The 12,865-nt window shown below is 48.1% G+C and carries 9 protein-coding genes and 1 pseudogene; 7 read left to right on the top strand and 3 right to left on the bottom strand.

The features are described 5' to 3' along the window. Nucleotides 1-557: 557 nt before the first annotated feature. Nucleotides 558-1,184: pseudogene (locus ACO6V1_RS19420) on the top strand (reverse transcriptase domain-containing protein); the annotation flags it as partial. A 193-nt stretch (nt 1,185-1,377) separates the two neighbouring features. Further along, nucleotides 1,378-1,593: a group II intron maturase-specific domain-containing protein gene (locus ACO6V1_RS19415; protein ID WP_422447939.1), complete on the top strand. Its 216-nt coding sequence runs from the start codon at nt 1,378-1,380 to the stop codon at nt 1,591-1,593. A 353-nt stretch (nt 1,594-1,946) separates the two neighbouring features. On the opposite strand, the gene glpX is transcribed toward ACO6V1_RS19415, so the two are convergent. Next, nucleotides 1,947-2,957, bottom strand: a complete 1,011-nt coding sequence (gene glpX, locus ACO6V1_RS19410) for a class II fructose-bisphosphatase (RefSeq protein ID WP_422468095.1) — start codon at nt 2,955-2,957, stop codon at nt 1,947-1,949. A 501-nt stretch (nt 2,958-3,458) separates the two neighbouring features. Here glpX and rpsL point away from each other — a divergent pair. From rpsL to tuf, 4 genes are all read left to right on the top strand, one after another. Then, a complete protein-coding gene (gene rpsL / locus ACO6V1_RS19405; RefSeq protein WP_101748082.1) occupies nt 3,459-3,833 on the top strand; it encodes a 30S ribosomal protein S12 in 375 nt (124 codons plus the stop codon). 149 nt (nt 3,834-3,982) lie between these two features. Beyond that, nucleotides 3,983-4,453: a 30S ribosomal protein S7 gene (rpsG, locus tag ACO6V1_RS19400; RefSeq protein ID WP_101748087.1), complete on the top strand. Its 471-nt coding sequence runs from the start codon at nt 3,983-3,985 to the stop codon at nt 4,451-4,453. An 18-nt stretch (nt 4,454-4,471) separates the two neighbouring features. Then, the gene (fusA, locus tag ACO6V1_RS19395; protein ID WP_422447584.1) at nt 4,472-6,574 is read left to right on the top strand and encodes an elongation factor G; all 2,103 of its coding nucleotides are present in this window, start codon (nt 4,472-4,474) and stop codon (nt 6,572-6,574) included. Between the two features lie 155 nt (nt 6,575-6,729). Continuing rightward, nucleotides 6,730-7,923, top strand: coding sequence for an elongation factor Tu (gene tuf, locus ACO6V1_RS19390; RefSeq protein WP_257294232.1), 1,194 nt, complete (start codon nt 6,730-6,732; stop codon nt 7,921-7,923). A 145-nt stretch (nt 7,924-8,068) separates the two neighbouring features. Here tuf and ACO6V1_RS19385 read toward each other — a convergent pair whose 3' ends face one another. Both ACO6V1_RS19385 and ACO6V1_RS19380 read right to left on the bottom strand, forming a co-directional pair. Continuing rightward, nucleotides 8,069-9,184: a hypothetical protein gene (locus ACO6V1_RS19385; RefSeq protein WP_422447582.1), complete on the bottom strand. Its 1,116-nt coding sequence runs from the start codon at nt 9,182-9,184 to the stop codon at nt 8,069-8,071. 287 nt (nt 9,185-9,471) lie between these two features. Further along, complete coding sequence (locus tag ACO6V1_RS19380; RefSeq protein ID WP_422447580.1) at nt 9,472-10,323, bottom strand: hypothetical protein; 852 nt, start codon at nt 10,321-10,323, stop codon at nt 9,472-9,474. Between the two features lie 695 nt (nt 10,324-11,018). Between ACO6V1_RS19380 and ACO6V1_RS19375 the strand changes: the two genes are divergently transcribed. Further along, entirely contained in the window at nt 11,019-12,755 is a 1,737-nt protein-coding gene (locus ACO6V1_RS19375) for a hypothetical protein (protein WP_422447578.1), read from the top strand. Nucleotides 12,756-12,865: the final 110 nt, after the last annotated feature.

Here is a 12,865-nt window from a genome sequence, read left to right as displayed (position 1 = left end):
AAAGGGTGGCCGGATGTTACCGGAATAGGTGGCCGAATGTTTCCGGAATCAGTGGCCGGATGTTACCGGAATGGGTGGCCGAATGCCTCCGGAATACCCACAACGGAGCAATCCGCTGTGATCGCAGTGCAGAAGACCGAAAATTGCTCCTGCATTTTCGGCATACGGGCTATCCATAGCCCTATCAGCAGACGGCATAGTAGGTGGTCTCCGGCCACTGAAGGCCAGAACAAATCTTGGAAAGTAATCATCGGGGAAGTGATTTCGGATGGCATCTGTTAAACAACTGTCGTTGTCTCGGGATAAAACAGAGGGTGAACCGGAAACGGGAGACCCGATTAAACCGCTCTTCACTGTAAAAAAGCATCTTTTGTTCATCTTTGATGGTGCGGGTACTGGACAGGAATAATCTGGTACGTGCACTGAAACAGGTTCAACGTAATAAACGAGCCACAGGTATTGATGGCATGACCGTTGATGAACTTCCAGACTTCCTGAAACAACACTGGCCAAAGATTCGGCAGTAACTGGCAGAAGGAGCCTGCCAATCCAGGCCCGTGCTGCGGGTGGAAATCCCAAAACCGGATGGCCGCAAACGCAAGCTGGGTATTCCTACCGTACTTGACCGACTGATACAGCAGGCTGTTGCCCATATTATGCAGGAAGAGTGGGACAGCAAATTCCATAACAACAGTTACGGTTTTCGCCCTCACCGGAATGCACATCGAGCCATACGTCACGCACAATCAGTCATACGAGACGGAAACAGCTGGGTGGTGGGCGGCGACCTTGAGGCATTCTTTGATAATGTCAATCATGATTTATTGATGACACAACTCAAAGCTCACCATAAGGATGCCACTCTGCTTCGGTTAATCAACCGTTATCTGAAAACGGGTGTTTGCATTAATGGAACAAAGCAAGCCAGTGTGAAAGGTGTACCACAAGGTGGCCCTTTGTTGCCTGTTCTTTCAAACATAGTGCTGAATAATCTGGACTGGGAACTGGAAAAGCGGAACCTTCGGTTTGCTCGTTATGCCGATGACAGCGTAATTTTCGTCAGAAGCAAAACAGTGGGTGAGCGCGTGATGAAAAGCCTGCAACGTTATCTTGGAGAATCACTGCGACTCACAGTGAATACCCAGGAAAGCGCAGCAGGCCGACCTTGGGAGCGCAGATTCCTTGGATTTACGTTCAGTCGACGGGTGTTAAAAGTAAAAGTCAGTGATAAAGCGTTGACCACACTGAAAACGACCGTTAAACAACTGAGCCGTCGAACGAGAGGCCATTCAATCATCCGGATTATTGCAGAGCTTAGAAAATCCCTGCTTGGTTGGGCTGGTTTTTGCTCCTGCAAAACCAGGCTTCCCATCGTCCGTGGTGGTCAAAGCGTATTTCGACATTGCCGAAATACTGAGTCCTCTGCGAGATTTGGACAAATGGATTCGACGACGATTACGGTGTTATATCCTGAAGCAATGGGGCAGCAAAGGCTACCGAATGTTGAGGCTTCTGGGAGTAAGTCGTTTCCTTGCGTGGAATACGGCAAAATCAGCTCATGGACCTATGCGGTTGAGTGGTAGTCGGCACTAACTCAAGCATTGCCGAATAGATATTTCAAGAACCTCGGGCTGCCAGAATTGGCGGCAAGATGAATACAGAGTAGATTTGAAACGCCGTGCTACGTGATCCGTATGGCCGGTGTTGTGGGAGGAGCAGAGTTGTGAGACTCTGCACTATCCCGATTGCTCTTGTACATGGTTTCAATTAGTTTGACAGGTTGTGGTGCCTTCGCACTCCGTTCGTCCTGAGCCTGTCGAAGGGCGGAAACTTAGATCGTGCCAAGCACCCTTCGACTCCGCTCAGGGTGAACGGAGATTGTACGCCTCAAACCCATTGAAATGGTTTACCAGACGGGAGCTATTCCCAGACATCCTCCTGGTGGATTAAAGAATGATGTTCTTGATATCATCATCCTTGCGATCCAGATAGTGTGTGGACTGGATGCGGCGGATGGTTCGGGATTTACCGCGAACCACCAGGGTTTCGGTAGTGGCGATATTGCCGGTGCGCATAATGCCCTGGAGCAAATCACCCTTGGTAATGCCGGTGGCTGAAAAGACGACGTTATCGGAACTGGCCATATCATCCAGGTGCAGTACTTTGCCCGGCTCTACTCCCATTTCCCGACAGCGTTCCCCTTCCAGTCGGCCTGCTTCAATGTTTTCCGGCGTTTCCCCCTTGGCTTTGTCACGGGTTACTAGACGGCCGTGCATATCACCACCCAGTGCCCGGATAACGGCCGCTGAAACCACGCCTTCCGGTGCTCCGCCCACGCAGTACATCAGGTCAACTTCGCTGTCGGGCATGCAGGTAAGGATAGAAGCCGCAACATCACCATCAGGAATGGCAAATACGCGAACACCCATGCTCTGCATCATGGCAATGGCGGCATCATGGCGTGGTTTGGCGAGGGTGATGACCACCAGACTCTCGACGGGTTTGTGCAGGGCGCGGGCGACATTACGGATATTCTCACGCAGCCCCAGATTCAGGTCGATCACGCCTTTGGCGCCCGGTCCACAGACCAGCTTCTCCATATACATGTCCGGCGCTTTCAAAAAGGAGCCTTTTTCACCGGCAGCCAGAACGGCGATGGCGTTATTCTGGCCCATGGCCGTCATGCGTGTGCCTTCAATCGGGTCGACAGCAATATCAATGCTTTCACCATTGCCGGTGCCGACTTTTTCACCAATATACAGCATGGGTGCTTCGTCGATTTCTCCTTCACCGATCACAATCTCACCGTGCATATCGACTTTATTCAGCATGGTGCGCATGGCTTCGACGGCAGCACCGTCAGCGGCATTTTTATCGCCTCGTCCCAGCCATTTATAACCTGCCAGGGCGGCGGCTTCGGTGACCCGTGAAAATTCGATTGCCAGTTCGCGTTTCATTGAGTTTTAAACTTTGAAGGTGTGTGGGGTGGCGACTTTAGCATATCTGGTAATGCTCTGGCAGCGCTTATCACTTGTTCGGGGAAGTGATTGCCGGATAAGGGGTATTTATTAAAGAATATATAAATCATTAGGTTATCTGTTTTTTCTGGCTTTCCTGCGTTAACTTTTTTGCCCGTAAATTATCTTCCCTGTCTTTGGTTAGCCCTCCTTAAAACAGTAAGAATCCCCTGTTAAACACGCTTCTGTGCCAGAGTATGGGATATTTCTCGCTTTATATGGCTGAATCCCCTACTTGACGTTGCTTTTGTCGATCCGTAGAATTTCTGCGCTTTATTTTGCCCGTGGTTCGCTTCTTGTGAGTTAGTCGTGGACCGGGTCGTATAAGCCGGTTTCTGCCGGCTTTTGCTGTTTAAAGCAGGAGTCTGGACTGCTCTTTCCTCTGACGGTTCAGACTCAACACTTAGAAACGGTTCTCGAATAGAGATTGGAGTTTGCTGAATGGCAACAATTAACCAGCTGGTGCGCAAGCCCCGGAAGCGTAAGGTTAGAAAGACGGACGTGCCTGCGCTGCAGGCCTGTCCTCAGCGTCGCGGGGTTTGTACCCGTGTTTATACTACTACCCCTAAAAAGCCTAACTCTGCGCTGCGTAAAGTATGTCGTGTGCGTTTGACCAACGGCTTTGAAGTGACTTCCTACATCGGTGGTGAAGGTCACAACCTGCAAGAGCACAGTGTTGTTCTGATCCGTGGCGGTCGTGTAAAGGACTTGCCAGGTGTTCGTTACCACACCGTTCGCGGTAGCCTGGATACCCAGGGTGTTAACGACCGTAAGAAGGGCCGTTCCAAGTACGGTACCAAGAGACCTAAGGGCTAGAAACTAGTTGCAAGAGACTAGTGTCAAGCCGGGTAAAAATTTTTTTAATATCAGGTTGATGAGAGTAAGGCCAGGTCACTGCTTTTTTGTATCGAAAAAGTCATTGATTGATCCTGGATTACCTGAAGACCGACGTAGAGGGCTTATCAATGCCAAGAAGACGCGTAGTCGCTAAGCGCGACGTGCTGCCAGATCCTAAGTTTGGCAACAAAACACTCACTAAATTCATCAACCACGTGATGGTCAGCGGTAAGAAATCTGTCGCTGAAAAGATCGTATATGGTGCCCTGGACATCGTTCTGGAGCGTACCAATAAGGAGCCTCTGGAGCTGTTCGAAAAAGCTCTGGAAACCATCGCTCCTATGGTAGAGGTTAAGTCTCGCCGTGTTGGTGGTGCCACTTACCAGGTACCCGTTGAAGTTCGCCCTGCCCGTCGTACTGCCCTGGCCATGCGCTGGCTGGTAGACGCTGCGCGCAAGCGTGGTGAAAAGTCCATGAAACTCCGCCTGGCTGGAGAGCTGCTGGACGCTGCCGAAAGCAAGGGTGCTGCCGTTAAGAAGCGTGAAGACGTGCATCGTATGGCTGAAGCCAACAAGGCATTCTCCCACTACCGTTTCTAAGTATCAGAGGATTGAGTCGTGGCCCGTAAAACCCCGATCAACCGCTATCGCAACATTGGTATCTGTGCCCATGTTGACGCGGGTAAGACAACGACCACAGAACGTGTTTTGTTTTACACCGGTCTGAGCCATAAAATTGGTGAAGTTCATGATGGTGCTGCCACCATGGACTGGATGGAGCAGGAGCAGGAGCGTGGTATCACCATTACCTCTGCTGCTACTACCTGTTTCTGGCGTGGTATGGATGCTCAGTTTGACGAGCACCGTATCAACATCATCGACACCCCGGGACACGTTGACTTTACCATCGAGGTAGAGCGTTCCCTGCGTGTACTCGACGGTGCTGTCGTCGTACTGTGTGGTTCTTCCGGTGTTCAGCCTCAGACTGAAACCGTCTGGCGTCAGGCAGACAAGTACGAAGTTCCCCGTATGGTCTTCGTCAACAAGATGGACCGCACCGGTGCTGATTTCGAAATGGTGATCAGCCAGCTGCGTGACCGTCTGAATGCCAACGCTGTACCCATGCAGATGACCATCGGTGCCGAAGACGAGTTCAAGGGCGTGGTTGACCTCGTTAAGATGAAATCCATCATCTGGAGCGAAGAAGACCAGGGTATGAGCTTCACTTACGAAGACATTCCTGCCGACATGGAAGCGCTGTGCGCAGAAATGCGTGAGTACATGGTCGAAGCTGCTGCTGAAGCCACTGAAGAACTGATGGAAAAATACCTGGAAGAGGGTGATCTGTCAGAAGAAGAGATCAAGGCCGGTATCCGTGCCCGTACTCTGGCCAATGAAATCATCCCGGTGTTTGGCGGCTCTGCCTTCAAGAACAAGGGTGTACAGGCTGTTCTGGACGCCGTTATCGAGCTGATGCCTTCGCCAAAAGAAGTGAAGGCAATCGAAGGTATCCTGGACGACGCAGAAGGTACGGTTGCTACCCGTGAAGCGGATGACAACGCGCCTTTTTCCGCTCTGGCGTTCAAGATTGCCACCGACCCGTTCGTGGGTACTCTGACCTTCGTTCGTAACTACTCCGGCGTTCTGAACTCTGGTGACACGGTATACAACCCGGTTAAGCACAAGAAAGAGCGTGTTGGCCGAATGGTACAGATGCACGCTAACAACCGTGAAGAGCTGAAAGAGTGCGTCGCTGGTGACATTGTAGCGCTGATCGGCATGAAAGATGTCACCACCGGTGACACTCTGTGTGCCATGGACAGCATTATCACTCTGGAGCGCATGGAGTTTCCGGAGCCGGTAATCTCTGTTGCGGTTGAGCCAAAGACCAAGGCTGACCAGGAAAAAATGGGTATCGCTCTGGGCAAACTGGCTCAGGAAGATCCATCTTTCCGCGTACACACTGACGAAGAGAGTGGCCAGACCATTATCTCCGGTATGGGTGAGCTGCACCTGGACATCATCGTTGACCGTATGCGTCGCGAGTTCAAGGTAGAAGCGAACATTGGTAAGCCACAGGTTGCCTACCGTGAGAAGCTGAAAGGCTCTGTTGACGCTAACCACAAGTTTGCCAAGCAGTCTGGTGGTCGCGGTCAGTACGGTCACGTTGTTGTTGAGTTCTCGCCTGCTTCCGACGGTGAAGAAGGTCTGGAATTCATCAACGAAATCGTGGGTGGTGTGATTCCGAAGGAATACATCCCGGCTATCCAGAAAGGTATCGAAGAACAGATGAAGAACGGCGTTATCGCCGGCTACCCGCTGCTGGGTCTGAAAGCTCGTCTGTACGATGGTTCATTCCACGATGTTGACTCTAACGAAATGGCGTTTAAAATCGCTGCTTCGCAGGCTCTGAAGAAATACGCGCCTCAGGCCAAGCCTGTCCTGATGGAGCCTATGATGAAGGTCGAGGTGGTAACACCAGAAGACTACATGGGTGACGTTATGGGCGACCTGAACCGTCGTCGCGGTATTGTTCAGGGGATGGAAGATACACCTTCTGGCAAGGTGATTAATGCTCAGGTGCCGCTGGGTGAAATGTTCGGCTACGCTACCGATCTGCGTTCAGCAACTCAGGGGCGTGCAACATACTCCATGGAATTCCATGAGTATGCCGAAGCGCCCGCCAGCATTGCTGAAGCGGTCATCAAAAACCAGGGTTGATATTAACTAAGGGGTTCTGACCGTCGGCTTCCCGGGAATAACCGTTTTTTTTATGTTTTTTTAACATGAGAAATTCTTTCCGGTGACAATGGCTGTTAGAATGCCCTGCTTGATATTGCTACCCTCGAACTATCTATAGCTAAAGGTTAAGAGACATGGCTAAGGAAAAATTTGAACGCTCGAAGCCGCACGTAAACGTCGGCACCATCGGTCACGTTGACCACGGTAAAACCACTCTGACTGCAGCGCTGACTCGTGTATGTGCTGAAATCTGGGGCGGCACCATGCGTGCATTCGACCAGATCGACAACGCTCCAGAAGAGCGTGAGCGTGGTATCACCATCTCTACTGCACACGTAGAGTACGACTCTCCAAACCGTCACTACGCGCACGTAGACTGCCCAGGACACGCTGACTATGTTAAGAACATGATCACCGGTGCTGCCCAGATGGACGGCGCTATTCTGGTATGTTCCGCTGCTGATGGCCCCATGCCACAGACTCGTGAGCACATCCTGCTGTCTCGTCAGGTAGGTGTACCCTACATCGTGGTATTCCTGAACAAAGCCGACATGGTTGACGACGAAGAGCTGCTGGAACTGGTCGAGATGGAAGTTCGTGAACTTCTGGACACCTACGACTTCCCGGGTGACGACACGCCAATCATCATCGGTTCTGCCCTGATGGCCCTGAACGGCGAAGACACCAACGAAATGGGTACTTCTGCTGTACGTAAGCTGGTAGAAACTCTGGACGAGTACATCCCAGAGCCAGAGCGTGCGATCGATCAGCCATTCCTGATGCCGATCGAAGACGTATTCTCCATTGCTGGCCGTGGTACCGTAGTAACTGGCCGTGTTGAGCGTGGTATCATCAACGTTGGTAACGAAGTAGAAATCATTGGTATCAAAGAGACGACCAAGACTACCGTTACTGGTGTTGAAATGTTCCGTAAGCTGCTGGACGAAGGTCGTGCAGGCGAGAACATCGGTGCCCTGCTGCGTGGTACCAAGCGTGAAGACGTTGAGCGTGGTCAGTGTCTGATTAAGCCAGGAACCGTTACTCCGCACACCAAGTTCGAAGCTGAAGTGTACATCCTGTCCAAAGAAGAAGGCGGTCGTCACACGCCATTCTTCAAGGGCTACCGTCCACAGTTCTACTTCCGTACTACTGACGTAACCGGTGCTGTAGAACTGAACGAAGGCGTTGAAATGGTCATGCCTGGTGACAACATCAACTTCGTTGCTACCCTGATCAACCCGGTAGCGATGGAAGAAGGTCTGCGCTTCGCGATCCGTGAAGGTGGCCGTACTGTTGGTGCTGGCGTTGTTGCCAAAATCATGGAGTAATACATTTTCTAACGAAAATGTATTCCCAAACCCCATAGAAACCCCGGCTTAGGCCGGGGTTTCTCGTTTTGGGTAGGGAAAAATATGTGTTGCCAGAAGTTCAAAGGGCAGGAAAGAAGCTGCTCGCCCAGGACTTAACCGGGAATTAAACACGAATCAATTTAAGCGGTTCCAGCTTCAATTTGCCGACAATCGGTGGAGCAACGTCATCATACAGTTCTTCCAGTTCCCGCTGTTCATTAGCGAGCAGTGCTTTCTGTTTTGCGGCCCGGCCAAGCCAATCTTTGGTTTTACTGATTTCTTGCTCCAGTTCCTCAATTTTGAACGCGTAAAACTCATACCAATCTCTCAGGTGTTCGCGCTGTTTAGATTCAAACCATGTCTCTTTTTTAGCGCCAGGATTCAACTTTGCAATCTCCTTTCTGGCACGCTCTTCGGCCTTAATCTCTGCGTTTCCTCTGTCACAATTTCTTAACGTTCTGGCCAGCTTTGCATCAATAAGCTTGGTTTGCAGTACGCACAGAGACTCCTCCATTCGTTGATATTTTTTTAAAAACCTCTCTTCTGGTGACGTAAAGGCGGTCATTTCGGCTAATTTTTCACGGGTATCCACCGATGCTGCCACGGTTGACGTCAACAGGCGAGAAATTCCCTGGGAGAGCAGCCAGCCAATACCAAAAGCCCCAAAAATTACGATTGTGGCGATAAGATCAATAATAATCAGTCCGAGAAAATTGACTGAAGATCTAAGACTCTCATGGGAACCTAAATAATCTATAAACCCTTTCAGGATTATTGCCCCGGTTAGTATGTCCAACAATTTAGTGGACACGGTGAAAACCCGACTACGTATGGTTTCCACCCGGGCACTCCGATCAGTCTCTGGATTATTGAAATCAGACATTGTTTTAAAGCTTTTCGAAAAGATTTTAATCGCCAGGGCAAGCTTTTTTATTTTGCCGGGTGGTTGCCTGAACTCCGGATCATTAATGGTAATATCAGCCTTAAATGGTGAATGCATCTGGTCAATGGCTGTTTGTTTTGGTGACGAAGTTGCCGTTAGCTTAAGTTTTTCGGATGCTTTGAGTCCTGGTGATTGCTCGGTTAAAGAGACTGCCCTGTGAGAGAGTGACTGATCTGGCCTTGTATGGCTGTTGGACTCGACAGCTTTATCGTCCCTTGGCTGCTCTGTCGCTTTTTTTGCTTGAGTTGAGGGGTTCGCAGATGCCGATAATGTCGCCGGACCAGTTGTGTTAATCATGGGACACTCCTTGTCTTAATTGCTGGTATTTAGAGATCGCCTGCAAATTCTGGCAGGGAATTGATAAAACATTTCCGTCTGTTTCTCATCAATTGAAAATATTAAATGATTTTTTATTCAATAAAGCACTAACCAGCTGGTAAGCATAGCTAACCCCTGGCTGTAGAATGAAATGTTTAAGGTTCTTCTGAAAGGTGCTATGCCCATCCTGTCCAGAGAAGCGGTCTTCACAGCGATTTTTAAAAGGCTAACGTCTACAACCGTACACGCTGCCCATTACCTTCGAATTACATAGGAGCCCGGTGAGCCGGGTTTTCGTCAGCAACCACAGCATTCAGTTTTTGTAGTTCCTGTTCATTACAGAGCCGTTCTTTCTGTTTTGCTGCCCTGTTAAGCCAATCTTCGGTTTTACGGATTTCCTCCTTTAGTTCCTCACTACTGAACTGATAGAACTCAGCCCACTCTCTCAGGTAATAACGCTGTAAAGAATCATACCATTTATCCTTGGCAGCGCCTGGATTCAAAGCTTGAGTATCAAGTTTGGCCTGCTCTCTGGCTTCACGCTCTGCTTCACTGGATTGACAATGTCTTAAAGTACTGGACAGCTCAGCATCAATAAGCTTGGTTTTCAATACGGTGAGAGACTCCTGCGTTCTTTGATATTTGTTTAAAAATCTCTCTTCTGGTGATGTAAAGCCGGTCATCTCGGCTAATTTTTCACGGGTATCCACCGACGCTGCCACGGTTGAGGTCACCAGGCGAGAGATTCCCTGAGAGAGCAGCCAGCCAATACCAAAAGTCCCAAACATTACGGTTATGGCGATAGCCGCAACAAGAAAATCCAGGAGTATAGTGTCTGACTCTCCACGTTGACGACAAGAACCCATAAAGTCTATAAACCCTTTTAAGATGATTGCCCCGGTCAGTATGTCTAACACTGCAGCGGTTCCGGTGAAAACCCGGTTACGTATTTTTTCTACCCGTGCACTCCTGTCAGTCTCTGGATTATTGAAACAAGACATTGTTTTAAAGCTTTTAGAAAAGATTTTAATCGCCAGGGCCAGCTTTTTTATTTTTCCGGGTGGCCGCTTAAATTCCGGATTATCAATGGTAATCTCATCAGCTATAAGCGGCTGCATCTGGTGAAATGCAGTTGTTTGCCCGGGCAGAGGTTCCATCAATAACCTGAGGTTCTCGGGCTCCCGGGGCTCAGGATGATTGATCGGCGATATGGCCCTGTGGTGGATTGGTTGCCCCTGGTTTTCGGAACTTTTTGTAACAGGTTTATCGTTACCATGCGGATCGGTCAAATCCACAGTTAGGGGTATCGCAAATTCAGATGCGGCTATGCAAGTCATTGGACAATCCTTGTGTTAATTATTTGTATTAAAATGGCTCGTGCAAGTTTTGCTACGAACTCAATAGAGCTTTACCAACGGGGTCATTGTTAAAAAACGTTGCAATTTAACCATTTTGTTTTCCACAAATAACTAACCAGTCGGTTAGTAATGCTAATGCCTGGCTTTTTGCGGTTGGCTTTATAATTAAGGTCACTCAATTATTAAGATGCTTTTTTAATTTTCTTATGAAAAATGCGAAACGAGAGCACCCTGCACGGGGTGGTTGTTCAGGGCGTACAAGATTAAGCCTTTTCGGGGTGGTTGGGACTTAATGTCTACCCTGAGAAGGTGCTATTGGTAAATACCAAAAATTACTGGATTGATTAGTTGTTGTCAGTATGGGAACTAAATTCTGAAATTTTACTCTAAAGGGGAAGCTTTTATAACAGTGTGTTAAGGGATGTCCTTAATTAATAATGTGATAAGGAATTTTAATGGAAACTACAAGTCGACCTTTTAGCATCCTATGTTGCTGCACTGATTTTAAAGAATGCCCAAATCCCCCCGGCAGTTCCGAGCGAAATGAATGCAGAAGCGCAGGATACCGGAAAATACAGATTACAGAATACGTCAATAATCTTAGTATCGGTGAACGTTACAGTGAACGGTACGATAAACGTTACGGTGAACTTTACGGTGAACGTATCAGTAAACGTTACGTTGAACGTAACAGTAAACGTTTCGGTAAACGTATCAGTAAACATAGCCTCGACATGAACCCAGAGGAAAATAATCATCATCATGTTCCTCATATTCGGGTACCCAGCGATTTACATGATGAATTTATTTTAAGACAAAGCACCAGAGAAGTTAAGAATCTGCAACGTTTTCATGAGGCTGTCAATTTGAATACAGGGTTTTGGGGTGTTGAACCAAAAAGAAAACAAAAAATAATAGAAGAACTGTTGAAAGAATATCGTAGTTCTTACTGGGTGAATATGGCAATCATGTATGGCTACCTTGATGTACTTAAGTATTTTATCAACAAAGGAGAAGAAATTGATAAAGTTGGCTCCTCCTCCCATATTTGGAAAGCCGTTTCTTATGGACAATTAGAAATCGTGGCATATCTGATTGATCTCGGACTCAAAGACAAAGACAAGTCTTTCTTCATCTTTGGTGAAGGAACTGAAAATGAGGGACTTATCCACGATGCAGTTCTATCATCAAATATGGATGAGGATACAGCCTGCAGAATGATCGAGTTTCTTCTGAGTAAGGGAGAAGATCCTGATGGTTGTGATGTGGTTACTCCTCTCAATAGGGCAGTGGAGTTAAATAAATTACGCATAGCCAGACTTTTGAGGAATAGAAGTAACCTTAAGAGATATGGCTTATTGTCCGTGAGTGAGAAAAAAGAGTTTGACTGTTTAATTGAATTGCAAAACGCAATTGAAACCAAAAAGGAATCAGGCATCAAATCACTATGTAAGAAATTAAGTTTAGACTCTGCTACAGCGATGCAAATGGCATCCAGGCACGGATTCCTTGAAGTTCTCAATTATTTTGTTGGTCAAGGAATAAAAGTTTGCATAAAATCTTTCGAGGCTCCTATCTGGTCAGCGGTTTCTCATGGACACTTTGATATTGTGAAATATCTGACTGACCCAAAGCTCAACGAAAAGAAAAAAAAATATTACAAACCTGTTCAGAAAAGCGGTATCGATGCACTTATTAATGCTGCAGTTCAATCAAGATGGATGGATGAGCAGGCAGCCTGTAGGATAATCCTTCTTCTCTTGCATAGAGGGCAGCCTATCAATGGCCATGGCAAATGCACCCCTCTGGACCAGGCAGAGGAGCTTAATAAAACAGTGATTGTTGATTTTTTAAAGAAAGAAGGCGGTCTTAATATACAGCAGCCTGAAGGAAAAATTTGTGACGATATGCCTGCACCGCCTCATGATGATCCTGCTGAGCCTGAGGGAGCTTGTGGCTATTCTCCAATACCGTCAGCCCCTCCTGCTGATCCTGAGAGAGAATATGGCTATTTCCCAACACCATCATCTCCTCCTGCTGATCCTGAGGGAGATGGCTATTTTTCAATGCCGTCAGCTCCTCCTGCGTATGGTTCTTTAGAGTATTGGTTAAGCCCTCCGGGTACACAGACTTTTGATGAACCACCTCCAAGTTATGAGGAGTCAATGAAAACGGAAAAGAACCCCAATTAAAAATTGTCTCGTTCCCAGGCTGGAGAGGTTGTCGCAAAAGACAGATTAAAAAGACTTTCGCGACAGCCTCTGCGGTGTGGGAACGAGTAACTCTCTGTGCTCATTATTCT

Origin of the sequence: Endozoicomonas sp. ALC013, assembly GCF_049310205.1 — a bacterium.
Taxonomy (GTDB): domain Bacteria; phylum Pseudomonadota; class Gammaproteobacteria; order Pseudomonadales; family Endozoicomonadaceae; genus Endozoicomonas.
Note: the sequence above shows the minus strand (reverse complement) of the source record. Positions and strands in the feature narration are given on the sequence as shown.

Coding starts and splice junctions, on each gene's coding strand:
- glpX (WP_422468095.1), bottom strand. CDS start 2,957: ATGAAACGCGAACTGGCAATCGAATTTTCACGGGTCACCGAAGCCGCC.
- rpsL (WP_101748082.1), top strand. CDS start 3,459: ATGGCAACAATTAACCAGCTGGTGCGCAAGCCCCGGAAGCGTAAGGTT.
- rpsG (WP_101748087.1), top strand. CDS start 3,983: ATGCCAAGAAGACGCGTAGTCGCTAAGCGCGACGTGCTGCCAGATCCT.
- tuf (WP_257294232.1), top strand. CDS start 6,730: ATGGCTAAGGAAAAATTTGAACGCTCGAAGCCGCACGTAAACGTCGGC.
- ACO6V1_RS19385 (WP_422447582.1), bottom strand. CDS start 9,184: ATGATTAACACAACTGGTCCGGCGACATTATCGGCATCTGCGAACCCC.
- ACO6V1_RS19380 (WP_422447580.1), bottom strand. CDS start 10,323: ATGCAGCCGCTTATAGCTGATGAGATTACCATTGATAATCCGGAATTT.
- ACO6V1_RS19375 (WP_422447578.1), top strand. CDS start 11,019: ATGGAAACTACAAGTCGACCTTTTAGCATCCTATGTTGCTGCACTGAT.